The 24,954-nt window shown below is 46.8% G+C and carries 23 protein-coding genes; 9 read left to right on the top strand and 14 right to left on the bottom strand.

The genetic code is table 11. From position 1 onward, the window contains the following. Positions 1 to 41: 41 nt before the first annotated feature. From CRN95_RS12290 to CRN95_RS12260, 7 genes are all read right to left on the bottom strand, one after another. Entirely contained in the window at positions 42 to 1,028 is a 987-nt protein-coding gene (locus CRN95_RS12290) for a PLP-dependent cysteine synthase family protein (RefSeq protein ID WP_085491313.1), read from the bottom strand. Positions 1,029 to 1,043: 15 nt separating this feature from the next. Then, positions 1,044 to 2,132, bottom strand: coding sequence for an ABC transporter substrate-binding protein (locus tag CRN95_RS12285; protein ID WP_014545829.1), 1,089 nt, complete (start codon positions 2,130 to 2,132; stop codon positions 1,044 to 1,046). Between the two features lie 168 nt (positions 2,133 to 2,300). Next, entirely contained in the window at positions 2,301 to 3,398 is a 1,098-nt protein-coding gene (locus CRN95_RS12280; protein ID WP_097021079.1) for an ABC transporter substrate-binding protein, read from the bottom strand. Between the two features lie 16 nt (positions 3,399 to 3,414). Next, complete coding sequence (locus CRN95_RS12275; protein WP_097021078.1) at positions 3,415 to 4,167, bottom strand: hypothetical protein; 753 nt, start codon at positions 4,165 to 4,167, stop codon at positions 3,415 to 3,417. A gap of 244 nt (positions 4,168 to 4,411) precedes the next feature. Next, the gene (locus CRN95_RS12270) at positions 4,412 to 5,398 is read right to left on the bottom strand and encodes a PLP-dependent cysteine synthase family protein (protein ID WP_097021077.1); all 987 of its coding nucleotides are present in this window, start codon (positions 5,396 to 5,398) and stop codon (positions 4,412 to 4,414) included. A gap of 15 nt (positions 5,399 to 5,413) precedes the next feature. Continuing rightward, positions 5,414 to 5,914: a GNAT family N-acetyltransferase gene (locus CRN95_RS12265; RefSeq protein ID WP_097021076.1), complete on the bottom strand. Its 501-nt coding sequence runs from the start codon at positions 5,912 to 5,914 to the stop codon at positions 5,414 to 5,416. Position 5,915: 1 nt separating this feature from the next. Then, entirely contained in the window at positions 5,916 to 6,326 is a 411-nt protein-coding gene (locus tag CRN95_RS12260; RefSeq protein WP_014545824.1) for a NifB/NifX family molybdenum-iron cluster-binding protein, read from the bottom strand. A gap of 402 nt (positions 6,327 to 6,728) precedes the next feature. On the opposite strand from CRN95_RS12260, the gene nifH (CRN95_RS12255) reads away from it, so the two are divergent. From nifH (CRN95_RS12255) to CRN95_RS12225, 7 genes are all read left to right on the top strand, one after another. Continuing rightward, the gene (nifH, locus tag CRN95_RS12255) at positions 6,729 to 7,574 is read left to right on the top strand and encodes a nitrogenase iron protein (protein WP_014545823.1); all 846 of its coding nucleotides are present in this window, start codon (positions 6,729 to 6,731) and stop codon (positions 7,572 to 7,574) included. A gap of 26 nt (positions 7,575 to 7,600) precedes the next feature. Further along, positions 7,601 to 9,205, top strand: coding sequence for a nitrogenase component 1 (locus CRN95_RS12250; protein WP_097021075.1), 1,605 nt, complete (start codon positions 7,601 to 7,603; stop codon positions 9,203 to 9,205). Positions 9,206 to 9,222: 17 nt separating this feature from the next. Beyond that, positions 9,223 to 10,575 (top strand): nitrogenase component 1, encoded by a 1,353-nt coding sequence (locus CRN95_RS12245; protein WP_085491306.1) that lies wholly within the window; start codon positions 9,223 to 9,225, stop codon positions 10,573 to 10,575. Positions 10,576 to 11,017: 442 nt separating this feature from the next. Continuing rightward, positions 11,018 to 12,229, top strand: a complete 1,212-nt coding sequence (locus CRN95_RS12240; RefSeq protein ID WP_088631109.1) for a hypothetical protein — start codon at positions 11,018 to 11,020, stop codon at positions 12,227 to 12,229. A gap of 17 nt (positions 12,230 to 12,246) precedes the next feature. Beyond that, a complete protein-coding gene (locus CRN95_RS12235; RefSeq protein ID WP_088631110.1) occupies positions 12,247 to 13,275 on the top strand; it encodes an ABC transporter substrate-binding protein in 1,029 nt (342 codons plus the stop codon). Positions 13,276 to 13,284: 9 nt separating this feature from the next. Next, positions 13,285 to 14,100, top strand: coding sequence for an ABC transporter ATP-binding protein (locus tag CRN95_RS12230; protein ID WP_088631111.1), 816 nt, complete (start codon positions 13,285 to 13,287; stop codon positions 14,098 to 14,100). Then, on the top strand, positions 14,097 to 14,861 hold the full coding sequence (locus tag CRN95_RS12225; protein ID WP_073423776.1) for an ABC transporter permease: 765 nt from the start codon (positions 14,097 to 14,099) through the stop codon (positions 14,859 to 14,861). The genes CRN95_RS12230 and CRN95_RS12225 overlap by 4 nt, the downstream gene beginning before the upstream one ends. An 11-nt stretch (positions 14,862 to 14,872) precedes the next feature. Here CRN95_RS12225 and CRN95_RS12220 read toward each other — a convergent pair whose 3' ends face one another. The 7 genes from CRN95_RS12220 to CRN95_RS12190 form a co-directional block, all read right to left on the bottom strand. Then, positions 14,873 to 15,877, bottom strand: a complete 1,005-nt coding sequence (locus CRN95_RS12220; RefSeq protein ID WP_073423775.1) for a DsrE/DsrF/DrsH-like family protein — start codon at positions 15,875 to 15,877, stop codon at positions 14,873 to 14,875. 137 nt (positions 15,878 to 16,014) lie between these two features. Continuing rightward, entirely contained in the window at positions 16,015 to 16,884 is an 870-nt protein-coding gene (locus CRN95_RS12215; RefSeq protein ID WP_097021074.1) for a class I SAM-dependent methyltransferase, read from the bottom strand. 36 nt (positions 16,885 to 16,920) lie between these two features. Then, on the bottom strand, positions 16,921 to 17,832 hold the full coding sequence (locus CRN95_RS12210) for a PLP-dependent cysteine synthase family protein (protein WP_097021073.1): 912 nt from the start codon (positions 17,830 to 17,832) through the stop codon (positions 16,921 to 16,923). Between the two features lie 14 nt (positions 17,833 to 17,846). Beyond that, positions 17,847 to 19,007: a PLP-dependent aspartate aminotransferase family protein gene (locus CRN95_RS12205; RefSeq protein ID WP_097021072.1), complete on the bottom strand. Its 1,161-nt coding sequence runs from the start codon at positions 19,005 to 19,007 to the stop codon at positions 17,847 to 17,849. Positions 19,008 to 19,415: 408 nt separating this feature from the next. Next, positions 19,416 to 20,885 carry a nitrogenase component 1 gene (locus CRN95_RS12200; protein ID WP_014545813.1) on the bottom strand — a complete coding sequence of 490 codons (1,470 nt, stop codon included), beginning with the start codon at positions 20,883 to 20,885 and terminating at the stop codon, positions 19,416 to 19,418. Between the two features lie 10 nt (positions 20,886 to 20,895). Then, entirely contained in the window at positions 20,896 to 22,206 is a 1,311-nt protein-coding gene (locus tag CRN95_RS12195) for a nitrogenase component 1 (RefSeq protein ID WP_097021071.1), read from the bottom strand. Continuing rightward, on the bottom strand, positions 22,199 to 23,071 hold the full coding sequence (locus tag CRN95_RS12190) for a radical SAM protein (RefSeq protein ID WP_014545811.1): 873 nt from the start codon (positions 23,069 to 23,071) through the stop codon (positions 22,199 to 22,201). Before CRN95_RS12190 ends, CRN95_RS12195 begins: the two co-directional genes overlap by 8 nt. Positions 23,072 to 23,482: 411 nt before the next feature. Between CRN95_RS12190 and nifH (CRN95_RS12185) the strand changes: the two genes are divergently transcribed. Further along, positions 23,483 to 24,328, top strand: coding sequence for a nitrogenase iron protein (nifH, locus tag CRN95_RS12185; protein ID WP_014545810.1), 846 nt, complete (start codon positions 23,483 to 23,485; stop codon positions 24,326 to 24,328). 312 nt (positions 24,329 to 24,640) lie between these two features. Next, positions 24,641 to 24,954: Rpn family recombination-promoting nuclease/putative transposase (locus CRN95_RS12180; RefSeq protein WP_200816208.1), on the top strand; the 314-nt coding region annotated here is incomplete at its 3' end.

The following is a 24,954-nucleotide window of genomic DNA, read 5'->3' as shown; positions in this document are numbered from 1 at the left end:
CCCTTGTGAGGTCACGGGAAGGAGCTTGTACACAATGAGTCTTACTTCTTCAATGCGTACACTTTGGTGGAAAGGTATTTGAAGCCGTTGTCTGCAGTAATGACAACAACGTTCTTACCTTCGTTTTCCGGGCGGGCGGCAACGATGGATGCGGCGTAGATGCCTGCTGCGCCAGAAGTTCCGAGGAAGAGACCTTCATGTTCGGCAAGTTCGTGGGCAACGCCTGTAGCCTGGAGCGTAGAGACTTCAATGTATTCGTCATAGATCGAAGAATCGTTCAGCAGAGGAGGCGGTTCCGGAACGTTTGCGAACGGGGCAACACCATCGATCACGCCATGTTCTTCAGCTTCCGGGGTGAAGAAGCGGGAATCCGGAGTGGCCTGCACACCGACGATTTTCACGTTCGGATTGTGTTCGCGGAAGTACTTGGAAAGACCATTGAGCGTACCGCCCGTGCCTGCCATGGAAACGATAAAGTCTACCTTGCCATCCGTATCGGCAACGATTTCCGGACCGGTGGTGTAGTAATGGGCGAGCGGGTTGTTTTCGTTTTCAATCTGGTTGATGAAGAATGCATTGTGTTCTTCGGCATACTTGCGGACGTCGGAGAGCAAGACGGCAACAGAGAAGGAGCCTTCCTTCAGGAGTTTGCTTACGTTCGGAAGGGCGTCGTAACCGAGGAGCGTTGCTCCATAGGTCTTGATCACTTGTACGCGTTCTTCAGAACCACCCGGTTCAAAGAAAACGGTGAGTTTGTAGCCCTTGGCAGCGGCGATAGCGGCAAGGCCGATGCCCGTGTTACCGCTTGTGATTTCAACGATTTCTCCACCCGGCTTGAGCTTGCCTTCGCGTTCGGCTTCTTCAATCATTCTGAGGGCAGCGCGGTCCTTCACGGAGCCGGACGGGTTGAAGTATTCGAGTTTTGCCAGGATATGGCCCTTGGCATTGTGATTCTTTTCAAAATTGTGGAGCTCCAGCAGCGGAGTGTGACCGACGAGCTCGGTAATGGAATGGTGAATATTGGACATTGTTACCTCTCTTTTTTAAATGTTTTTCACAAGAGATTTCGGCTCTTCGAAATTTTCTGTGAATTTATCGGTGGCCTTATCATAGGAGTAGCCATCCGGAATTTTGATACCCTTTGATTCGAAGTCAGCAAAGTGACTCTTGACGAACTTTTCGATGTTCAATTTTTTCTTCAAGACTCCCGTCTTTTGAAGCTCTGCAGCGACGATATTGAACGTGCGGAGCGCGGCCTTGCGGGACGGAATGTGACCGTAGCTTTCGAGCAACTGGGCGTTGAATTCTTCACTGCCAGAAACGACATCCTTCGAGAGCTGGAGTCTTGCGGCTTCGCGCGGATTGCTGTTCACGAATGCGGATCCGCGAGCGACAGCGCGCGTGTAAGCAGCGGCACCTTCCGGATTTTCCTTCCAGAGCTTGAGTGTCACGAATGCGACGCAGCAGTATTCTACGGCAAATTTCGGATCGATTGCGGTGTCGAGCAACTTGCGCAAGCCATATTCTTTTTCGGCGGTTGCTGCGGTTGGATCATGAAGGGCGATAATGTCAACAGCGCCTTTTTCAAGGGCAATCGGCAAGTCGCTTGCGCCATAGACGATGAATTCGACATCCGCTTCCGGGCCGTCTGCGACGATACCCAAATCGCGGAGTTTGCGTCTGAACGACATCACGGAACTATCGGATAAACCGATAACGCCTACCTTGGTTTTACGTCCCTTCAAATCTTCCAATTTTTGAATCGTCGATTTCTTGGTGACGTAATATTTGGTGCAACCCGTATGAACACCGGTGACAAAGACGATAGGGAGCCCGTTTTGAATGGGCTGAAGTTCGGTAGCGAGCAAGTCGTTCCCTGCATCGACTTTGCCTGCGACGATGAGCTCGTTCACAGAATTCTTTCCGGCATCAACAGGAACCATTTCGAATTTCTGACCAATCTTTTTGAATTCCTCGTCAAAGTAACCTTTGAGCCAAGCGACATGAACCGGGGCACTACACAACACACCAGTATAGTGTGCGATTCGGACTGGTTTGAAATCGGCAAAAGCGCTTGTTCCGAGGAGGAGGGCGCTTATGAGCGTAGTCTTAATGATGCTTCGTAAATTCATTTTTAATTCCCTATTTTTGATTGTGAAAAGGTATAAATCACTTTTTCTAAATCAAAGATGTTTTAAAGGTGGAAAAACAAAATAATTCAAAAATACTTTGTTCTAATTTTGTTCGTATATTGGGCGCTATAGGCTATGGTTATATAAACCTGGTTGCGCTCCTACTTTTTAGTTTTCAACGATATTTTTCGCTAAGGTTTTCGGTTCTTCGGTCGTTTCTGTAAATGTGCCTGTATCCTTATCGTACTTGTAACCGTCAGGAACGTGAATCCCCTTAGACGCAAAATTGGCAAAGTGGCTTGTGATGAACTTTTCGATGTTCAACTTTTTCTTGAGTACGCCCGTTTTTTGGAGTTCCGTGGCGACGGTTCTGAATGTGCGAATCGTTGCTTTGCGGGATGGAATGTGGGTGTAGCTTTCAAGCAGTTTGGTGTTGAAATCTTCGCTTCCGGGGACGATGTCCTTTGCAAGCTGGAGTCTTGCTGCTTCACGCGGGTTAGCGTTGATGAATGCGGAACCGCGAGCGACTGCACGTGTGAATGCGGCTGCACCTTCTGGATTTTCTTTCCAAAGTTTGAGGCTTACGAATGCGATGCAGCAGTATTCTACGGCAAATTTCGGATCGGTGGCGGTGTCCAGAAGCTTACGGAAACCGTATTCTTCTTCGGCTGTTGTAGCGGTCGGATCGTGAAGGGCGATAATGTCCACGGCTCCCTTTTGGAGTGCCAAGGGCAAGTCGCTTGCGCCATAGACAACGAATTCGATATCCGCTTCGGGGCCATCGGCGACAACACCAAGGTCACGGAGTTTTCGCTTGAATGTCATAATTGAACTGTCGGACAATCCAATGACGCCAATTTTGCTTTTGCGCCCTTTCAGGTCCTTGAGTTTTTTGATGGTCGATTGCTTTGTGACGTAGAACTTGGTGCAGCCTGTGTGTACGCCTGTTACAAAGATAATCGGGAGTCCGTTTTGGATAGGCTGAAGTTCTGTGGCGAGAAGTTCATTACCTGCGTCCGCTTTCCCAGCGACAATCAAGTCATTGACGGAACCGGAACCTTCGGCAATCGGTACCATTTCGTATTTTTGCCCGATCTTTTTGAATTCTTCGTCGAAAAATCCTTTGAGCCATGCGGTATGAACCGGAGCACTGCACAACACTCCTGTGTAATGTGCGATTCGAACTGTTTTAATTTCGGCGAAAGCGCTTGCTCCGAAAAGCAGAGCGCTTATAAGTGTTGTTCTAATGAGGTGTTTAAAATTCATTATTGCGGCCTCCTTTTTAGAAGCTGAATGTTGTTTGGAAAATGTAGCCGGATTGATAAGCGCCAAGTGCGGCGTATTCAACATCGGTGTAAAGCGTCAGATTGACGTTCTTGTTAACGTTGTAAGAAATGCCGGCCCAGAAAGAAATGTTGGAAGCTCCTGTTCCGGATTCAGATTTGTCTTCGTTCTTTGAATCTGTCAACTGGCTCGTAAATACAAAGCCTGTAAACGGAGTAACACCGGAGCTGAATGCATAATAGAATTCAAAACCATAATCAGCAACGAGACCGCGTTGGACTCCATCATGCTTGAAAGGAACGGTCAAGCCAAATTCATTACCGATACCGAACTGTTCGGAGATGGGCAAGAACCATTGAACACCGCCCTTGAGGCTAAATTCCTGGCTGGAAATTTCTTTTTTTCCGGCGGGAATGTTGGCGTCTAAGAAAACGGAGAAGTTGGGATTGAATGCGTATTTTGCACCCACGCTAAAGTCCTTGAATCCGTCACCTTCTTTTGTTTTGTCATTCGGATCGGCAAAAAGCTGGTAGCCGAGACCGGTGAGGCTCAATTCTAATCCTTTGACGACTGTATAGCGGGCATTCAAGTCAAAAGATGTGGAATGGAAATCTCCGTTGTACCAATAGTTTGCCTTGATTCGTGCTTGACCCTGATGTTCGTCGAGAACAGTGTAATAATCCCATTCAGCAAATGAACTGACAGTGGTAAGGGCAATAACGGAAATAATTTTTTTTGCATTGATATTCATTGATAAACTCCTTGTTTGTTTTGTTTTTTAATGACAGGTTAAAGGTAAAAAGCGCTTTTTCGCAGTCAAAGAGTTTTGTCAATTGAAAAAACAAAATAATTTAAAATTATTTTATTCTAATTTTGTTTAAGTATTGGGTGCTATCGCTCGCAATTATACGTATTGATTTATGTTATCGGAACTTATAAAAATACTCCTTCCCGCATTAGCGAGAAGGAGTATTAGGAGTTTTATGCGATGAGTCTTACTTATTCAAAGCATAAACTTTTGTGGAAAGATATTTGAACCCGTTATCGGCTGTAATAACGATGATGTTCTTGTCTTTATTTTCAGGACGCGCTGCGACAATTGAGGCTGCGTAAACGCCTGCTGCACTTGATGTGCCCAGGAAAAGCCCTTCGTGTTCGGCAAGTTCGTGCGCTACAGCTTTTGCTTGCAATGTAGAAACTTCGATGTATTCATCGTAAATTGAGGAATCCGTCAAGAACGTAGGAGGTTCTGCGACGTTTGCAAATGGTGCGACACCGTCAATAACGCCATTCTTTTCGGCTTCTGGCGTGAAATAGCGGGAGTCCGGAGTCGCTTGCACACCGATGATTTTAACATTCGGATTCTTTTCGCGGAAATATTTTGAAAGCCCGTTCAGTGTTCCGCCTGTGCCTGCCATCGAAACGACAAAATCTACTTTGCCATCGGTATCTTCCCAGATTTCAGGGCCTGTCGTGTTGTAATGGGCTAGGGGATTGTTTTCGTTTTCGCATTGGTTGATGAAAAATGCGTTGTGTTCTTTGGTGTACTTTGTGATGGCCTCGATAACGATGTTGTCGCAAATTGAGCCGTCTTCAAGAGCTTTTTTCAATTCGGGAATATCTTTGTAATCGAAAAGCTGCGCTCCATAAGTCTTGATGACTTGAACGCGTTCTTTGGAACCGCCGGATTCAAAGAAAATAGTGACTTTGTACCCTTTTGCGGCTGCGATGGCGGCAAGAGCAATGCCAGTGTTACCACTCGTGAGGTCAACGATTTCTCCACCCGGTTTCAGTTTCCCTTCGCGTTCGGCAGCTTCAATCATGCTGAGGGCGGCGCGATCCTTGACAGAACCTGTAGCGTTGAAATATTCGAGCTTTGCCAAGATATGGCCTTGGGCGTTGTGGTTCTTTTCGAAATTGTGAAGTTCAAGAAGCGGTGTATGCCCAATAAGTTCTGTAATAGAATGGTGGATATGTGACATGTTTACCTCTCTTTGTTAAAACGTCAGTCGCATTTGATTCCAGACAACGTTTCCGTGAGTCGAATCTGCCGAAATACCTTCATCGATAAAACCAATTTTGGCGTAATAATGTACGAGCTTTTCTTTGCAAGTGAGAACAACGCCACGTCTGCTTTCTGCTTTTGCGTTTTGGACGAATAATCTCAATAGCTTTTCTGCGCAACCTTGACGGCGGTATTCGGGGATAGTGTTGACTCCGAATATCATTTGCCATGCTCCGTTTGGATTGTGCATACCGGCGTCTTCGTACATTTTGTCGTTCAAATCGGGAATGTCCGTTACAAATCCGTCTACGAATGAAATCAGCTTGTCGCCATCGAACATCAGCAAAAAATAGTCCGCATAGCGTTCCAGACGCTTTTGGAAATCTTCATGTTTTGCAGCTTCTGCTGGCGGAAAGCATGTTGCTTCCACTGCGGCAATCGCATTGCAATCGGATAGCGTTGCTTTTCTTATCGTAAATTTGCTTAGACTCATTTTAGTCGTTGTGATTTGATTTGAATCGTAATGCGCGTTCTGCGATTTTGTTTCTGTAAATGTTGATTTTTGCAATGGCTTCGCTGATGGGGAGCGCGATATCGAATGCGCGTACATTGAAGCGGGCCAATGACTGGATCGCTTGCGGACCAAGCTGTTCGCAAAGCACGTAATCTAAATCGGCTAGATTCTTGGCAGCTGCATACATCGATGAATGCTGAACTTCGCGCTGGCCACAAGTGCCGTCTCCGCAAGAACCATCGCAATGTTCCGGCTTTAAACGGACTTCGACTTTCTCGTATTTTCCGCTTGCTTCGTCAACTTCATAGATGTCAAATGCGGCTGCGTGTCCAAAGTGAACGTTGACATTTACTCCGTCATTCGTGGCAACTGCTACTTTGTATTTAGCCATGTAAAAAGCCTCCTTAACGCAGATGTAAAATGAACCACGAAGATGAATTTTCTACGTGGCTAAACTCCCGGCGTACCGGTTTAGTTTATATAAAAGAATGGTTACCTAGCGTTCTGTATTCTTTTAAATTTTTGCTTCTGTTCCGAAGTCCCGCATAATTTAAAAAGCGTAATAGGTAAATGCAATATAAAACCCTGTTTGAACAATAAATAAAGTTCGATTTTCTTGATTGCGATAGAAACTAAATGAATTGGGTGATAAGATGAAACTATAGCAATGTTGTAAATTGGATTTTTTTGAACGGAATGGGCTAAAAAAGTATTGAAAAGGGTAGACGCAAATTCTAAAATTTCGCAAACCTAGCGTTTCTGTAGGTAAATAAACCTAAGGAGACATTTCATTATGGCAAAACGTTTACGTCAGATCGCAATCTACGGTAAGGGCGGCATCGGTAAATCCACTACGACCCAGAATTTGACCGCAGGTCTTGTAGAACAAGGTAAACATGTTCTCGTTGTCGGTTGCGACCCGAAGGCTGACTCTACTCGACTCTTGCTCGGCGGCCTCCACCAGAAAACCGTGCTTGATACCATTCGCGATAACAAGACCGAAATCCAGCTCTCTGACCTCGAAAAGGTCGGCTTCAAGGGCGTGCGCTGCGTGGAATCCGGTGGCCCGGAACCGGGCGTGGGTTGCGCTGGCCGCGGTATCATCACTTCCATCAGCATGCTCGAACAGCTGGGCGCTTACACCGAAGATCTCGATTACGTGTTCTACGATGTGCTCGGTGACGTTGTGTGCGGTGGCTTCGCCATGCCGATTCGTGAAGGCAAGGCCAAGGAAATCTACATCGTGGCTTCTGGCGAAATGATGGCCCTCTACGCTGCAAACAACATTTGTAAGGGTATCGCAAAGTATGCTGAACGCGGCGAAGTTCGCCTCGGCGGTATCATCTGCAACAGCCGTAACGTCGATAACGAACTTGATTTGCTCCGCGCATTCACCAAGGAACTCAACACGCAGCTCATCCAGTACGTGCCGCGCAACAACATCGTGCAGCAGGCCGAAATCCGCAAGAAGACTGTGATTGATTTCGAACCGAACTGCAACCAGGCCAACGTCTACCGCGAACTTGCAAAGAACATCGACGAAAACGAGCTCTTTACCATCCCGACTCCGATGACGCAGGACCGCTTGGAACAAATTCTCATCGACTACGGCATGATGGAAAAGGACTACTCCATTTAGCGAGAACCGGCAGGAGGTAAAAATCTATGGCATCAACTAACATTAATTTAAATATGACCTCGGTCGAAAACCGCGAATATCGACTGGGTACCATTATCGGTTGGGACGGCAAGGCGAGCGACTTGATCAAGGAATCTGCCTACGACGAACGCAGTGCAAAAAAGCACGGTGGCTGCGCAAGCAAGGGGACCGGCTGTAAGCTTTGCGAATTGCACTCTCCGCTCAACCAAGAAACCATGTGCTCCAACGCTATTGTCCAGTGCCAGGTGGGCAACCTCACGGACTGCGCTTTGATTGACCATTCTCCGATCGGCTGCAGCGGCGAAAACTCCAAATTCAACCTTTCTATGCATGTGGGCCTTAAGCGTCGTGGCAAGCCTTTGCAGAATACTTTGAACATCAGCACCAACCTGAAAGAACAGGACATGGTGTTCGGTGCTTCTGAAAAGCTTCGTCAAACGATTCGTGATGCAAAGGAACGTTTCAATCCCAAGGCTATTTTCATTGGCATGGCTTGCGCTACCGCTATTATCGGTGAAGATATTGACTCCATCGCCGAAGAAATGGAACCTGAAGTTGGCGTGCCTATAATTCCGCTGCACTGCGAAGGCTTCCGTTCCAAGCATTGGTCCACGGGCTTCGACATTGCATTCCATGGCGTTCTCCGTCAAATCGTGAATCGCCATCCGACCAAAAAGCAAAATGACTTGCTCAATATTGTTGCTCTTTGGGGAACGGACTATTTCTCTGAAATGCTTGCTCCGCTTGGGCTCCGCGTCAACTACCTCTTGGATACTGCATCTTTCGATGAAATCCGCCAGGCTTCTGAAGCTGTCGCGACCGCTACCTTCTGCGATACTTTGGGTGGCTACATGGCTACCGCACTTGAAGAATCCTTCGGCGTTCCGCAAATCGATGCTCCGCAACCGTATGGCATTAAGGGCACTGACGAATGGCTCCGCGCTATTGCAAAAGTTGTTGGCAAAGAAAAAGAAGCTGAAGAATATATCGAAAGTGAACATAAGCGTATTGCTCCGAAGCTCGCTGAACTTCGCGAATTTTTCAAGGGCAAGAACGGCATCGTAATGACGGGTTCTGCTTATGCTCACGGCCTTATCAGTGTTCTTTCGGAACTCGGAATAGGCCACGATGCAGCTCTCGTGTTCCATCATGACCCCATTTACGATGGTGCAGGAAAGCATCAAGACACCTTGAAGGAACTTGTGGAAACTTACGGCGACATTCCGCACTATACTGTAAGTAAGACTCGCGCCTTCCAGCTTCCGCAACTTTTGAAGCGTGCCAAGACGGACTTCTTGCTCATTCGCCATCCGGGCCTTGCATCTGTCGCGGGCCACCTCGGATTCCCGACCCTCACCATGGGCGACGAACATATTCCGGTGGGCTACGAAGGTATCCTCCGCATTGGTGAAATGCTCAAGGGCGTTCTTTCACGTACAAAGTTTAACCAAGTTCTCAAGCGTAATGTGAAACTCCCGTATTCTGATTGGTGGCTTGCTCAGGACGATCCGTTCTATTTGACGCATCACCCAGAAGCACTTAACGACCTTCCTGAACCGAGAAATCTCAAGTTCAGCAAAGGCAAAGAATCTAATTCAGAAAACGCATAATAAGGGAGATTTCGAAAATGTCAGAAGCACTTAAAACAAAGAAAAAAAGCAATTCTATTTCGGACCCCCGCTATTCTTGTGCAGTCGGTGCGTCCAATACGGTTGTCGGCATTAAGGGTGCAGTTCCTATAGCCAACTGCTCTCCGGGTTGCCAGCTTAAGCAAACCGCATTCCTCACTTTTGAAAACGGCTTCCAGGGCAGCATTTTCGCTGGTGCTGGTAACATGCCGAGTGCAAACTCTACCGAAAACGACATCGTGTTCGGCGGCATCAAGACTTTGGATCAGTTGATTAAGTCAACGCTCAAGGTTTTCGATGGCGACCTCTATGTTGTTCTCACGGGTTGCGTGGGCGGCCTCATTGGTGATGACGTCCCCAGCTTGGTGAATGAATATCGCGATTTGGGTTACCCGATTGTGGCTGTGGATACCGCAGGCTTCAAGGGCAATAACCTTTTCGGTCACGAAGAAGTGGTAAACGCCATTGTCGATCAGTTTGTGGGCGATTACAAGGGCGAACGCAAGAAGGGTCTTATCAATCTTTGGTTCGAAGTTCCGTATTACAACCAGAACTGGCGCGGTGATTACCAAGAACTTGCCCGTATTCTCCGTGGCGCTGGTTTTGAAGTGAATGTGCTCTTTGGACCTGAAAATAACGGTGTCAAGGATTGGTTGCGCATTCCGGAAGCTCAGTTTAACTTGGTGGTCTCTCCGTGGGTCGGCGTGAGAAATGCTGAACACCTTGAGAAAAAATATGGTCAGCCGTTCCTCCATATTCCTGAAATTCCAATCGGTGCCGAAGCAACTGCTGCATTTATCCGCAAAGTTGTTGATTTTGCCGGAATCGATAAGGAACAGAGCGAAAAGTTCATTGAACAAGAAAATGGTATTTATTACTACTATTTGGAACACTTCTCTGAATTCTTTGCTGAATACTGGTACGGTATGCCGAGTGAATTTGCGATTACCGCTGATTCCGCTTACACGCTTGCCTACACCAAGTTCCTTGCCGACCAAATCGGCCTTATTCCGCGCAAGGCGATTATCACGGACGATCCTCCGCAGAAATTCCGCAAGACCATCGAAGATGCTTTCCATAACATCAGCGAAGGTGTCGATGTTGAAGTGGAATTCGAAGAAGATGGCTACTTGATTGAAAAAGCTATCAAGGAAGTTGATTTCTCTTCTGGAAAGCCGTTGATTCTTGCTTCTTCTTGGGAAATCAATCTTGCCAATGATAAGGGCGCTTTGTTCTTTGAAATTACGCCTCCGTCCAGCGAAACTTTGATTATCAATCGTAGTTTCGTTGGTTATAAGGGTGCGCTTAATTTGCTTGAAAAAATTTATAGCGCATCCGTTGGCGGAAAATAATAAAAAATGCCGTAAAAAGTTGACCCCGGCACTGTGGCCGGGGTGACAGAAGAGAACGTCATGCCCGACTTGATCGGGCATTTCCTTTTTTATAATGCTCGTATGATAAACTCTGACGGGAATTTATTGTATATGTATAGGCTACTGCTATTTGAATTTATTTTGTATAACTATATCTTATATGTAAATAAATTTCTTATATCGTGTGATAAAAATAAAGTATTTTACAAATCATTTTTTCTTTTCTAATTTAAGCGTTGCATTCGAGAACATTGTGTTCCGAAACTTCCACAAATCAACACGAGGATACCTATATGTGTTGTAGCTGTAAATTCTCCAATAACTAAGCCAAAGCCTTTTTAAAGGCTAATCGGCAATTTTAAAAGTGCGCAGAATGTTGCTCTGCGTGGTTACTAAACTCATAAAAAATAGGAGTTTCTCCATGAATTTCAATATTAAAAAATCTATAGCTCAAATTGTTCTTTTGTCTTCAATTACTGCAATTGCTGCTGAACCTATTGCTGTTACCACGAAATCTGGCGTAAGTGCTACACTCTATGGTTTTGCGTCTTTGAACGCCGCCTACGAAGATTCTAAAAGCAATAATGGCAACTTTGCAAACTTTGCTGCTCAATCGGATATTGCCAACAAAAACGATGGTGGCTGGCATTTCACGCCGAACCTCACTCGAATCGGTTTGAATCTTTCGAGCGGTAGCGATACTTCGTTCTTCAAGGCGAACGGTAAAATCGAAGTTGATTTCTACGGCGGCGGTTCCGGTAATGCGCCTGTCCCACGCCTCCGTCATGGTTACGGCGAAATTTCTTTTGGCAAGTCCGGTTTCTCCATTTTGGGCGGTCAGACATGGGATTTGATTTCTCCCCTCGTGACTCCAACGCTCAATGCTGGCGTTCTTAACAACTCTGGTGATCCGGGCCTTCGCAGAGCACAACTCCGACTGACCGAAAAAGTTCCTGTTGGTAATGGCTCTTTAGACTTTGCCGTTGCTCTTGTTCGCACTATCGGCGAAACGCAGCCGTACAACACTTCTTCTGCTTCAGAGACCGGTGTCGATGCTGACGTTCCTACCATTCAGGGACGCATCGGTATTGCCATTCCGCTTTGGGTTGAAAACAAAAAGTTCGGTTTAGGTATTTCTGGTCATTATGGCCAAGAAGAAGTTGACTTGGACGCCACTGGTGATACTAAGGATATTCCCTCATGGTCTTTTAACGTTGATTTGACTCTCCCCATCACAAGCAACTTTACCTTCCTTGGTGAGTATTTTGTCGGTGCCAATCTCGATACATACGCAGCCGGTATTGGACGCGGACTGGTTTCGAATACTGAAGACCCCGAAAGCGTAAGAAGCATTGGTGCTTACGGTGGATGGATTGCCTTGCAAGCCAAATTTATCCAAAAGTTGGCCTTTAATGTGGGTGCCGGGCTTGACAAGCTAAAACGTGAAGATATTAGAAAAGCCGGTGGCCGTGAACAAAACTTCTCGTTCTTTGCCAACACGACCTACAATTTGACAGACGCATTCTCGTTGGGATTCGAATACCTTCACGTTCAAACGGATTACTTGACCGCCAATACGGTAAAAGAAGCGGATCTGAATCGTTATCACCTTTCTGCAACTTACGCCTTCTAACAATGGAGAATTCTACAATGACTCAGAATAAATTACACACTCGAATTGCATCGGCGTTCCTGTTCGTTCTCGCCTGCGTGACTTCCACAATCGCAGCTGACAAGCTTTCCATCGGCTACCTTTCTTCTACGGGCCAGGGGAAATTCTTCATCGCAAAAGATGCGGGCATTTTCAAGAAGAACGGCCTTGACGTAGAATTGGTGGAATTCTCGAATTCTGGCGATGGCATTGCTGCCGTTCGTGCCGGAAAGCTCGATGCAGGTGCTTTTGGCTCACTCGCTCCGCTTATCCATGTTTCGCAGGGTGCTGATATTCGCGTTATTGGCGGCCTCATGGGTGGCGACCAGGCTGTGATTACCCGCAAGGAAAATGCAGGCTCCGTCAAAAAACTGAGCGATCTCAAGGGAAAGAAAATCGCTACAATCCGTTTGGGAACAGCGGATGCCATTGTTCGCGGAGGCCTCAAAAAAGAAGGTATTGACTGGCGTAAGGATGTTACTATTGTAGAACTCAAGAATCCGCCTGCAGTTATCGAAGCGGTAAAGAACGGCAGTGTGTATGCCGGCGTTACATGGGGACCGCACGACCTCCGTGCCGAAGAAGCGGGTCTCTCCGTGGTGCTTCGCAGCAAGGACATCAATCCCGGTCATATTTGCTGCCGCCTCATTGCATCGCTCCGCAAACTTGAAGGCCGTGACGACATTTACAAGCGCTTGGTCAAGTCGCTGATTGAAGCCGAAGAACTTGTCGCAAACGATCACAAGAAGAGCGTTGAAATTATCGCAAAGTGGATTAAGCTTGATACGGCTCTCGTCAACAAGGCTTTCTACAGCGGTTACGTGACGCAGGATACCGACCCGAACGTGAAAGGCGTTGAATTCTTTTGGGATTTCTTGAAGGATGCCGAATTCATCAAGTCCGACAAGAAGGTCTCTCAATACGTTCTCACGAACTACTATCGTGACGCTCTTGCAGAACTTCGCAAGCAAAAGCCCAAATCTGAATTCTACGCGCAGGCCGAAAAGATTTTCCTATCTAGAAATTAAGGAACTAAAATGACTCAAATACAAAGTGGTTTCGAAGCGACTAATCTCGTTTTTTCCTATGATGGCAAACCCATCCTGAAAGACATCAACTTGAAAATCAAACCAGGCGAGTTTGTATGTCTATTAGGCGAAAGCGGAAGTGGCAAGACCACTTTGCTGAATCTTCTCGCCGGCCTTACAAAGCCAAGCGAAGGCCATGTTTATTGGAACGGGAAGGAAATTGAAAAGCCTTCCGCAGAAAGGAGCGTAGTTTTTCAGGACTACACTCTTTTTCCTTGGCTTACGCTTCTACAGAACGTTTCTCTTGCCATTAAAAAGACGAAAAAGGTCAAGGGGAGTTTTGCAAAACATTTGGCAGAAGAATACTTGAATTTGGTAGGGCTTTCGGGGAGCCTTCATAAATATCCCTTTGAACTTTCGGGCGGTATGCGTCAGCGCGGGGCCATTGCAAGAGCGTTGAGCGTTGGCGCAGATGCCCTTCTTTTGGACGAACCTTTTGGTGCGCTTGATCCTGTAAATCGTGCAAGCCTTCAAGATTTGGTTTTGGAGCTTTGCCGAGGCTCTAAAGACCGTGCAATTACGACTTTGTTTGTGACGCACGACATTCGCGAGGCCGTTTATCTCGGAAGTCGAATTATCGTTTTGGGATCGACGCCAGGCCGTATCATCGCAGATATTCCTTTGGATTTTCCAGTGAAAAAGAGCCGTAGCGAATGGTTCCGCAACGAAAAAGTCCAAAAGACAATCGTTGAAATTGAAGAAGCTTACCACAAGGACATCCTTGAAAAACTCGGGCATACCGTACAGGAGGGCGCAAGTATATGAGAATTTTTGTGAAATATCTATCTAAATTTTCAGGATTTTTATTCCTTCTGTTCTTGATTGGAATCTGGACGTTCATCAGTAGTGGCCCGGAATGGAGCAGCCAATACTTGTTCCCATCGCCAAAAGCGGTTTTGACGGCGCTTTTCAATTCTCGCGAGGAGCTTTTGCGCAGTGCGTGGTCGTCGCTTTTGAAACTTGTCCCTGCTTATTTCGCGGCTGCCGTCGTCGGAATCTCTCTCGGAATTGTTTCGGGGTCTGTCCCTTGGGTGGGTACTATGCTAAAGCCCATTTCACGATTCGCGGCTCCGATTCCGCCTAACGTTTACATCCCTTACGCCATTGCGATTTTGCCGACATTTTACTTGTCCTCTACTTTCATTATTTTCATTGCGGCCTTTTGGCCTATCTACTTGAATACCGCCGCGGGTGCTGCGGACATTCCTGAAAAGTACAGGCGAAATGCCGCCATTATTGGAATTGGCAAGTTTGAATACTTGTGGCGAATTGCGTTTGTCGCAAGCCTTCCGTCCATATTTTCCGGGCTTTCCGTAGGCATGGGACTTTCGTTCATCATGCTCACCGTTGCTGAACTCTTCGGCGAAAATACAGGCCTTGGACACTTTGTGCAATTCTACGCTGACTATTCCGATTACCCCAACATGGTTGCCGGAATTTTGTGGACTGGCATTGTGGTCCTTGCGATCATGGAATTTTTTGAATTTGTAAAACGCAAGGTGCTATTCTGGACGAAGGCGAATTAAGTCAACGAGTGTTATATAAAGTATGTTAGGTCGGATTTTTCAGTAGAGCCGAGCATGGTCGCGACGCCACCAAGTTCCACGCCGTCAATCAATTCTTCGGCGGTAATTCCCATGAGTTCCATCGACATTTGGCATGCAACGAACTTTACGCCTTTTTGCTTTGCGCTTTCAATCAGTTCTTCGAGCGAAGAAACTCCGTTTTGTTTCATCACGGCGCGAATCATTTTTGCACCGATACCGCCAAAGTTCATGCGTGAAAGTCCGAGCTTTTTGGAACCTCGCGGCAGCATAAAGCTGAACATTTTTCCGATAAGCGATTTTTTGACGCGTACTTTTTCTGGTCTGCGTAAAAGGCTTACACCCCAAAAGGTAAAGAACATTGTAACTGGGCGGCCCATCGCGGCTGCGCCATTTGCCATAATGAACGAAGCGATTGCTTTGTCTAAATCCCCGCTGAATACGACAAATGTTTTGCCGTGTTCAAATTCTCGCTTTTCGGCGACGGGGGCGTTGCGCTTTACGACGGTCGCATAAATTATATTGTCTCTTTCTGTGAGCGATTTTAGCTCGTTGCCGGTGCGTTGGCACCAAACTTGTATGTCCGAATAAAAAGCCTTTTCGGTTGCTTCTATTTGCACTTCTTCGCCAGGCGAAACGCTTTTGATGGCCTCGTCTACTTGAACGATGGGGCCGGGGCATTTTGCCCCTTTGGCATCAACGAAGTGAACTTTAGAAAAGGCTTCTAGCCCGCCTTCGAGATTGTAGACTTCGTAATCTCTGTCGGCAAGAATTTCTGCAACTTGTTCGGAGCGGTCACCTGTCGAACAGAACACATAAACGGGTTTGTCTTTGGGAATGGAATCTACTTTTTTTGAAAGTTCAAAGAATGGAACTTGAACTGCGCCATTTATAGGTCGAACAATAACTTCGCTTGGTTCGCGAACATCAAGCAAAGTTGAATTTTGTAAATCAATCTTGTAAAAATCTCTAGCAGCAAGTATTTTGACTTCAGACATGACTTTACCTTTCCCGATTTTATTTTGACCAGGTAAAAATAGAATCATGTGAAGTCTATTTCTAATACTTTTTTTTAATAGCGAAATATCGGCTTTCTCGATAACAAAACAGTCAGTTATCTTGTTAACGATTTGCTTTACAAACCGCAATACATCAGATGAACGCCCTCGAATGCGGACAATCCAGTTGATGTGCTGAAAAAGGCATCGTTGATATCTTTGGGAGAAAGGTCGTGACAATATTGGATACCCGATTTCCTGGCCAAATTGTCAACTTGAACGGGATCGTATCCGTCAACCATACACTCGCCGCACGATGCTGTTATTTGTTTTAAGCGGCTGATTTTGGTTGTGCTGTCCGCACTGTCCCGCTCTTTTTCGTAGTAATCGAATACTATTGCACTATTGGGTGCTGCTATCTTAGAAATTTCCGCAATCGTCTTGAAAAAGATTTCAATAGGAATGTAGTAGGACACGCCGAGAATCGAAAAGACGGAGCGTTTTTTCGGATTAAAACCGGCGTTTGCCAATCTGCTAATGATGCTATCCTTGTTGAAATCGATTTCTACAAAGTGAACTTTGGGACGCCTCTTTGTGAAAAGTTCTCGCGTCCGCTCGATTTTGAAAACTTGTGTTTCGTACAGATCCAGTTCAAAGACATCGACGTTTTGACTTTTGTTCCTAAGCGCAAAGGAATCTAGGCCCGCACCCAAGAGAACGTATTGCACGTCTCCTGTTTTTTGCTTGGCATCGACAATGTCTTCTGCAAATCGATTTCGTGGAAGAATGATTGGGAGAAGGTATTGGTCAATAAAATCCTTAGCTGGGTAATCTTTGGGCTTCGACTTTTTTGCAGGAAGGAACTGCCTTGCAAGATTGCGTGCGTGGCGATATTCCTTCAAACCCACAAAATCCTGTGCAAATTCGTCTTCAAAAATTTTTTCATTTTTATCATGGGTATGTACGGCACGAGCAAGAGCGCATAAAAGCGCAGTTTTGCTAATCATAAACTTGTGCACTCTAATTAAAGATGAATTTTTATGTTATTTGTATAAACCTTTGCTGAAGTAACGATCGCCACGGTCTGGGGCTACAAAGACAATGTTCCCGCGAGCGCCCGATGCAATCAGTTTCTTGGCTGCTGCGAAAGCGCCGCCCGAAGAAGATCCCGCAAAAATTCCCTCTTTTTGCGCGAGTTCACGGGAACCACCGAAAGCGTCGTCATCGTTAATTTTGATGACGCGGTCCACAAGCGACATGTCCATAGTGTCTGCAATAAAATCGTTTCCGATTCCTTCGATATTGTAGTCGCCATGTTCGCCACCGCCCATTGTAGAGCCTACAGGGTCAGCGAGCACACCTTGGATTTTGGGGTTGCGTTCCTTGAGTGCCTTGAGAATGCCGCTAAATGTACCGCCGCTTCCTGCGCCTGCAACAACATAATCGACGTTGCCATCGAGATCATCGTAAATTTCAGGTCCTGTCGTTTCATAATGGGCCCGCGGATTTGCCATGTTGTGGAATTGCCGGAGTGAAATGGAATCCGGAATTTGCTTCAGCAGTTCTTCTGCTTTCTTTTCGGCGCCGAGCATGCCTTCTTCACGCGGGGTGTTGATGAGTTCTGCGCCAAGCGCACGCAAAAGCGTCTGCTTTTCTTGCGAAAATTTTGTTGGCACCACAAAAATCACTCGCACACCGCGGTTCAATGCTGCAAATGCAATTCCAAGTCCGGTATTGCCTGCGGTTGCTTCGATAATCGTTCCGCCAGGTTTGAGCGTCCCTTTGGCGAACGCGTCTTCGACCATATAAAGGCCGGCGCGGTCTTTTACGCTGCCCGAAGGGTTCCACAATTCAAGTTTTACAAATAAGTTTACGCCTTCAGGGACTCCAACATGCGAAAGCTTTACGAGCGGTGTTTTTCCAATCAGGGATTTCATGGATTCGTAGTAATGCATATAAATTTCTCCATTTAGATTGCTTGTGCCGCGTTGATGGCTTGGTTTACATCCGATATAATGTCATCAACTTTTTCAATGCCCACGGATAAGCGAATGAGCCCGTCAGTGATGCCGACTTTTTCGCGAATTTCCTTTGGGATAGATGCATGCGTCATTGTGGCTGGATGGCATACGAGGCTTTCGACGCCGCCCAAGCTTTCAGCAAGAGAAACGAGTTTTAGAGCTTTGAAGAATTTTTTGATATCGTAATTTTCACGAAGTTCGAACGAAATCATAGCGCCACCGTTCTTGGCCTGTTTCTTGTTGATTTCGTAGCCTTGTGCTGTCGGGAGTCCCGGATAATAAACGTGCTTTACGGCTTCGTGCTTTTCGAGATACTTTGCGATGGTTTCGGCATTCTCAGTATGGCGATCCAAGCGGACGCCAAGCGTCTTGATGCCGCGAATTAAGAGGAATGAATCAAAAGGTCCGAGTACAGCACCGGTTGCGTTCTGCGTAAATGCCAGCCTTTCAGCGAGTTCCTTGGAATTGACAACAGCAAGCCCTGCCACCAAGTCGCTGTGACCGCCTAAATACTTTGTCGCAGAATGTACGACGATGTCGGCGCCCAATTCAATCGGACGCTGCAAATAAGGCGTCATAAATGTGTTATCGACAATGGTCAAAATGTTGTGCTTCTTGGCAATTGCGGCAACGCCTGCCAAGTCCGTCACCGTCAAGAGCGGGTTTGCAGGGCTTTCGACAAAGAACGCTTTCACATCGGGTGTTATTTTGGATTCAAGCGATTTTAAATCGGTCGTGTCTTCGATGGAATAACTGATGCCGAGATTCTTGAAAACTTTGTCCAAAACGCGGAAAGTGCCGCCATAGACATTGCTCGAAATGATGATGCGGTCTCCTTGCTTAAAAAGCGAAAGGACGGTTGTTGTTGCAGCCATGCCGCTTGCAAATGCAAAGCCTGCGACTCCTCCTTCAAGTTCTGCAATCAGCGCTTCCAATGCCGCGCGCGTCGGGTTCCCTGTGCGGGAATATTCCCAACCCGTGTTTTCACCAAGGCCTGCCTGCTTGTAGGTGGAAGTCTGGTAGATAGGGACGTTTACAGCTCCTGTAGTTTTGTCGCCATCAATGCCGCCGTGAATGAGTTTTGTTTCGATATTGTTGAAGTTTGACATAGGTAATAATCTCCTATGACGCTATTATATGCTAGCGCCTTTTTGGTTTAAAATTTGTTTTGAATAAAAAAATCCCGCTACGGAACATCAAACCGAGCGGGAATCTGTTTAAAAGAATAGCCTAAAAACTAGATGCCCGTCCGACATCGACAACAACAAGCGAAATTTAAGCTATTGAACGGAAAATTCATTTTTTTTATATCCTATTTCTTTTGTGGGTTAATTTAGATAAAGCCTTTCGTTTTGGCAAGAGATTTCTTTATACTATTTTTCTTGAACCGGCAATAATGATTTTCTATAGCCGTTTTGTTGTTGCGTTTTTTGAATTTGAAACTCAGCTGAAATTGGTTGCATAAAAAATCTCCTGCGGAAAAAATTCCCGCAGGAGAAACCATGTCAAAAAAATGTTTACCTTGCGCCTTCCGGCTTCAAGAACTTGTCTGTATCTTGTTCGTACCACCACTTGGTATAGGGTAACTTGATTCGAGCGGCAAGACTCTTTTCAAAGCTACGATTCTTGATGGTATCGAGGATGCTCTTGGCAAAGTTGAGTGTTCCTTCGTAACCGAAAATCATGTATTCATCGGCGACGAAGAGCGCTGCGTAACCCTGCTTGATGGCCCATACGGTTGAACCTGGATGACGGCTAAAGTAAATGTCCGGCTTGTGATAGTTCAATACGCTCATCACTTCGTAGTTTTGTTGGTCAGCCACAGTGAGCTTGAGCCCCTTTGGCGATGTCTTCAGCAAATGTTCGAGTGCTGGCGGAATCTGGCCGTTATCGTACTTGTAGTCATAATGCCAAGCAAGACCGTGAACCACTTCCATGCCGAGTTCCTGCAATACGCGCGAAACTTCGTAGGTGTAGCCCGGGCCCATACCGATCACGGCGCGAAGACCCTTGAGTTCCCTCTTGACTTCTTCGATTTGCGGCAAGTAAATGGCGCGCTGGCGCTCGATGTAACGTTCTACTTCGGCTTCCTTGCCAATCGTTTTGCCGATGGCGCGGAACCAAGTTTCAAAACCGGTAATGCCGTTCGGGTTAATCGTACGCACATACGGTACACCGTAAGTTTCTTCGAGGGCGTTGCCGAGGTAGGTGCCGAGCGTACCGCAAATGCAAACCATTGCTTGGGCTTCGCTCAAGTGCGAAAGTTCTTCGACAGTGGAGTTACAATAAACGAATTGCGGTTCTGCGCCGATTTCCTTGAAAAGTTCCGTAATTTGCGGACGTGCGCTTTCAAAGAAGTTCTTGAAGATAATCTTGTTGTTCTTCTTCTCAGGCGGTTTCACGATTCCCTGTAAAACGGCGTGGTCTGCAATATCGAAACCGCTAGCCCAAATGCGGCTCTTGAAACCTTCGCAATGGATTGGAATAATTGGAATATCGTATTCATCTGCGAGTTCGTCGGCGAGACCGTCAACGTCTTCGCCAATCACGCCCGATACGCAAGAAGACGAGAGGAAAATCGCTTCTGGGTGGAACTTTTCGTACGTGTACTGCGTTGCCTTGCGGAGTGCTTCGATAGCGCCAAAGACTGTATCGTTTTCGTTCAAGTCCGTGCAGACGTAAACGGAATTTGTCTTTTCGTTAATGCGTTCGGCGAGTTGGCGGAATTTGACATCTTCACCTTGTGCAAGTGCAACGCAACCGGCTGGAGCGTGATAGACGACAGCCACATTGCGGATACTGATGAGCTGGTCCAAAGCGCAACCCGAAAGGCAAGAACTGGATTGGCTAAAGCAGCGTTCGCGATTCTTGACAGAACCGCACTGTGAGCGGTGTGCGAGCGTTTCCAAGTCGCCCGAAAATCCAGTAATGGATCCAAGACGGTTTTCGCGAACACCGACGTTTGCATTTTTAAAATTAAATGGCATTAGATCCTCCTTAAATTTTCAGCATGGAAAGTGCTGCAGAGTAGATGTCTTCCAACAAGTAAAGGCCGCCGGAATAACCTGCCACATGCGAGTTGATGACGATTTTTTCGATCATCGGATAGCTGATGTTCACGAAATGGCCCTTGAGTTCGTGGGCGAGTTTCTTTTCCCAGTTCGAACCGATGATGAGCGGGGAGCCGCCAAAGTCCATTTTGCGGATTTGATTCTGGAGGTCGAAACCGTCCGTGGTGAACTCGACTTTTGTTTTGATGTCGTAATTCAGCGTGTTTGTTTCTTGCGAGACTTCTTCGCGGAATGCTTCCGGCGTGTCGTCCGTAACGAACAGCTTTTGCGGGAAAAGACCCATGTCGTTCACGAGAAACTTGGTCACGGCAATTACGTACTGGGCTTCGCTCACGACGGTAAAGCGCTTGCTCACGATACGGCTTTCGAGAATCGTATCGGCGTAACGTTCCAGGTAGTAGAAGAACTGCGCTTCGTTCTGCTGGATAACGGACTCCGTGAGTTCTTTGTCAGCGCCCGTGAATTCAGCGACCGTGCGGAGGAACTTTGTCGTTTCAGCAGCGCCAATTGGCAAAATCGGGTAGTGCAACAGCGGAATTTTGAATTCCTTTTCGAGATACTGGGCGCTTTCGAGGCCTGCCCACGGCGAAACTAGAATCGTGTATTCTGCCGTCGGAATCTTTTGCAAGTTTTCAAGCCCGCGGTCAAAACCGAAAATCGTATTCGTCTTGAGACCGATGGACTGCAAAAGACGTTCGAGTTCACGCAAGTTGCCAAGCCAATACGGATCCTGCTGTGGCACGCCTGCGAATAAGTTGACGAGTCCCTTTTCCTTCGGGGCTTCGCCCTTGAACTTTCTCACATACTGTTCAAAGATGCTCTTTAAAATCCAGTCGTGACCGATGTAGTTGTTGCCCTTGAATCCCGGCGTCTTTGCCCAGATGACAGGCTTTTCGGCATCTTCGAATTCTTCTGCGACTTCTTGAATGTCGTCACCAATGATTTCACCTGTGCAACCGGAAAGAACCACGAACAGGTCGGCATCGATGATTTTGAGAGCGTTGCTGATGGTTGAACGCAACTTGTCTGCACCGCCAAACACGACTTCTTTTTCGCTGATACTTGTGCAAGGGTAAATGTTGGGGCTGAATCTGCCGCTCGTGCCGTTGTTATCGTTTAGCTTGGATGCGCATCCCGGACCGGAATGCAAAACGGGAATTGCTCCAGGAATGGATTGCACGGTCTGCATTGCTGCCAAAGCGCATTTGTAGCGCGCCTGATCCAATATTTTAGCCATGAGAGAAAGTCTCCTTTACACGGATGCGATCCATGTAGATTTGTGAACCAACGTCATAGACGCCGGGAACGCCAACAGCATCTGCTCTGCAGTGAGCGCAGTGCTTGAAAACATTGATAAATACGCCGGCCTGTTCCTGTGCAATTGCGAGTCCCTTCGGAGTCGGGGCTGGAAGATCCTTGAATCCGTTTTGTGGAATCAGCGGAATGATGTTGTATATAATCGCTCCCGCTTCGCGGACTGTAGCGGCCACATCTTCGATATGGTTGTCGTTGATGCCTGGGCAAAGAACCGTATTCACTTTCACGAGTGTCCCGCTTTTTGCAACCTTGCGAATGCCTTCCAGCTGGTTGTGGATCAAGATTTCAGCGGCTTCGACGCCCGTGTAGGTCTTGCCGTGGTAGAAAATTCTCGCATTGATCATTGCTTCGATTTCTGGGTCAACAGCGTTCACCGTGACCGTAAGCGTATCGATGCCCACGTCAATGACTTCGTCTGCCTTGTCGTTCAGCAAAAGTCCGTTTGTGCTCATGCAACGAATCAGGTTTGGAAATTCCTTTTTGACGAGGCGGAAAGTGTCCAGTGCAAAAGGTGTCGCGAGCGTGTCGCCAGGGCCAGCAATACCCACCGTAGTAAGATCCGGTACGAATTCAAGAGCCTTGCGAATATAGCCACATGCTTCTTCCGGTTTGATAACTTTACTTGTATTTCCTGGAACTTGTGCGTCTTCGTTGATGCGACGGTCGCAAAAACGGCATTCGATGTTACAACCCGGAGCGACGGGCAAATGGATACGCCCTTTACGATTCTTGCATGCGCCAAAGCAGGGGTGCTCTCTAAAAACTGTTTCTTGATCGATTGCCATAAAACCTCACAAAGGCAAAAGATTCGTGGTAAACACAAGGCATAAAAGCCTTGCGCTAAACTAGCGGTAAATACCGATTTAGTTTATGTGAAAGATGATGAACGGTTTGCCTAGCGTTCTGTAGTGTGATTAATTCTTTTACTTCCCTGTCGAAGAAGTACGGGCAAAAATTTAAAAAGCGGTATAGCGAAAGACAATATGAAACAAGGGGTGAAAATTAAAAAAAATGTTTTTTCTGGGCGTGCAATAGATTCCCGCTGAATGGGGTTATAAAAAGTTTTTATAGCGACGCGCGAAAAAGAATAATTGTGACGAAATGGGCTAAAAAAGTATTGAAAAGGGTAGACGCAAATTCTAAACTTGTTCTTGCCTAGCGCTTCTATAGGAAAATCCTAAGGAGACACTTATAATATGTCAAAGAAATTACGTCAAATCGCTATCTATGGTAAGGGCGGCATCGGCAAGTCCACTACAACTCAGAACTTGACCGCAGGCCTTGTGGAACAGGGCAAGCACGTGCTCGTTGTCGGTTGCGACCCGAAGGCAGACTCTACTCGACTCTTGCTCGGTGGTCTCCATCAGAAGACTGTGCTCGATACCATTCGCGATAACAAGACCGAAATCCAGCTCTCTGACCTTGAAAAGGTTGGCTTCAAGGGCGTTCGCTGCGTGGAATCCGGTGGCCCGGAACCGGGCGTGGGTTGCGCAGGCCGCGGCATCATCACTTCCATCAGCATGCTTGAACAGCTCGGCGCTTACACCGAAGATCTCGACTACGTTTTCTACGACGTGCTCGGTGACGTTGTGTGCGGTGGTTTCGCCATGCCGATTCGTGAAGGCAAGGCGAAGGAAATCTACATCGTTGCTTCCGGCGAAATGATGGCCCTCTACGCTGCAAACAACATCTGTAAGGGTATTGCCAAGTACGCTGAACGCGGTGAAGTGCGACTCGGCGGTATCATCTGCAACAGCCGTAACGTCGATAACGAACTTGACTTGCTCCGTGCATTCACCAAGGAACTCAATACGCAGCTCATCCAGTACGTGCCGCGCAACAACATCGTGCAGCAGGCAGAAATCCGCAAGAAGACCGTGATTGATTTCGAACCGAACTGCAACCAGGCCAACGTCTACCGCGAACTTGCAAAGAACATCGACGAAAACGAACTCTTTACCATCCCGACGCCGATGACGCAGGACCGCTTGGAACAAATTCTCATCGACTACGGCATGATGGAAAAGGACTACTCCATTTAAAACTTTTTATTGCCAACTATCTCAAAGTGAAAAATCTTACCCAATCGGGTAGGATTTTTGCGTTATTCGAATTGTTTTTCTGTCAAATGTTGCCTTTAATTTGTAAAAATCGCAAATGCAACCAATTGTTTGCAAAATGAGCGAAAAACAAAATATCTCTTGTTTTCTCGAAAAGAGTTTGTTAAATTAAGCACATCCGTTCTTGATAACGCAAATTGATTTCAAGAACTTTTTTGCTAGATCGTTTTCTATATCCTTTGCTATATGAGATTGCGTACCAGCTCGCTTTAAACAACTGGTTCCACTGAATAAATGGAAAACGAAAACAAGGTTACTAAACGAAAACACGACGCATACTTCCGCTGGCTATTTGCCGATACAACGCACACGCGCTTCTTGCTTGAACTTGCGGGAAAAATAAATCACGAGATTGACACTTTCCTGAATCAGGTCAATCTTGATACGCTCATGCGTATTCCAGATTCCTATTCAGAAGTTGATGACACTGGCGAAGCGGACCTCGCGTTTCGCGTGAACGTCTCGACGGGCGCCCCGATTCTCGTCGGAATTCTGCTAGAACACAAGTCCGGACGTGATCCTGTGATTTTTGACCAAATCTCTAAATA

Origin of the sequence: Fibrobacter sp. UWB16 (genome assembly GCF_900215325.1) — a bacterium.
Taxonomy (GTDB): domain Bacteria; phylum Fibrobacterota; class Fibrobacteria; order Fibrobacterales; family Fibrobacteraceae; genus Fibrobacter.
The sequence above is the reverse complement of the archived record's forward strand: the minus strand, read 5'-3'. Positions and strand labels throughout refer to the sequence as shown.

What these genes read in the sequence shown, in the direction of transcription:
- CRN95_RS12220 (WP_073423775.1), bottom strand. Translation starts at nt 15,877, where the DNA reads ATGTCTGAAGTCAAAATACTTGCTGCTAGAGATTTTTACAAGATTGAT.
- CRN95_RS12230 (WP_088631111.1), top strand. Translation starts at nt 13,285, where the DNA reads ATGACTCAAATACAAAGTGGTTTCGAAGCGACTAATCTCGTTTTTTCC.
- CRN95_RS12215 (WP_097021074.1), bottom strand. Translation starts at nt 16,884, where the DNA reads ATGATTAGCAAAACTGCGCTTTTATGCGCTCTTGCTCGTGCCGTACAT.
- CRN95_RS12265 (WP_097021076.1), bottom strand. Translation starts at nt 5,914, where the DNA reads ATGAGTCTAAGCAAATTTACGATAAGAAAAGCAACGCTATCCGATTGC.
- CRN95_RS12245 (WP_085491306.1), top strand. Translation starts at nt 9,223, where the DNA reads ATGTCAGAAGCACTTAAAACAAAGAAAAAAAGCAATTCTATTTCGGAC.
- CRN95_RS12235 (WP_088631110.1), top strand. Translation starts at nt 12,247, where the DNA reads ATGACTCAGAATAAATTACACACTCGAATTGCATCGGCGTTCCTGTTC.
- CRN95_RS12270 (WP_097021077.1), bottom strand. Translation starts at nt 5,398, where the DNA reads ATGTCACATATCCACCATTCTATTACAGAACTTATTGGGCATACACCG.
- CRN95_RS12205 (WP_097021072.1), bottom strand. Translation starts at nt 19,007, where the DNA reads ATGTCAAACTTCAACAATATCGAAACAAAACTCATTCACGGCGGCATT.
- CRN95_RS12280 (WP_097021079.1), bottom strand. Translation starts at nt 3,398, where the DNA reads ATGAATTTTAAACACCTCATTAGAACAACACTTATAAGCGCTCTGCTT.
- CRN95_RS12285 (WP_014545829.1), bottom strand. Translation starts at nt 2,132, where the DNA reads ATGAATTTACGAAGCATCATTAAGACTACGCTCATAAGCGCCCTCCTC.
- nifH (WP_014545823.1), top strand. Translation starts at nt 6,729, where the DNA reads ATGGCAAAACGTTTACGTCAGATCGCAATCTACGGTAAGGGCGGCATC.
- CRN95_RS12195 (WP_097021071.1), bottom strand. Translation starts at nt 22,206, where the DNA reads ATGGCTAAAATATTGGATCAGGCGCGCTACAAATGCGCTTTGGCAGCA.
- CRN95_RS12200 (WP_014545813.1), bottom strand. Translation starts at nt 20,885, where the DNA reads ATGCCATTTAATTTTAAAAATGCAAACGTCGGTGTTCGCGAAAACCGT.
- CRN95_RS12190 (WP_014545811.1), bottom strand. Translation starts at nt 23,071, where the DNA reads ATGGCAATCGATCAAGAAACAGTTTTTAGAGAGCACCCCTGCTTTGGC.
- CRN95_RS12240 (WP_088631109.1), top strand. Translation starts at nt 11,018, where the DNA reads ATGAATTTCAATATTAAAAAATCTATAGCTCAAATTGTTCTTTTGTCT.
- CRN95_RS12290 (WP_085491313.1), bottom strand. Translation starts at nt 1,028, where the DNA reads ATGTCCAATATTCACCATTCCATTACCGAGCTCGTCGGTCACACTCCG.
- CRN95_RS12275 (WP_097021078.1), bottom strand. Translation starts at nt 4,167, where the DNA reads ATGAATATCAATGCAAAAAAAATTATTTCCGTTATTGCCCTTACCACT.
- CRN95_RS12260 (WP_014545824.1), bottom strand. Translation starts at nt 6,326, where the DNA reads ATGGCTAAATACAAAGTAGCAGTTGCCACGAATGACGGAGTAAATGTC.
- nifH (WP_014545810.1), top strand. Translation starts at nt 23,483, where the DNA reads ATGTCAAAGAAATTACGTCAAATCGCTATCTATGGTAAGGGCGGCATC.
- CRN95_RS12210 (WP_097021073.1), bottom strand. Translation starts at nt 17,832, where the DNA reads ATGCATTACTACGAATCCATGAAATCCCTGATTGGAAAAACACCGCTC.
- CRN95_RS12225 (WP_073423776.1), top strand. Translation starts at nt 14,097, where the DNA reads ATGAGAATTTTTGTGAAATATCTATCTAAATTTTCAGGATTTTTATTC.
- CRN95_RS12250 (WP_097021075.1), top strand. Translation starts at nt 7,601, where the DNA reads ATGGCATCAACTAACATTAATTTAAATATGACCTCGGTCGAAAACCGC.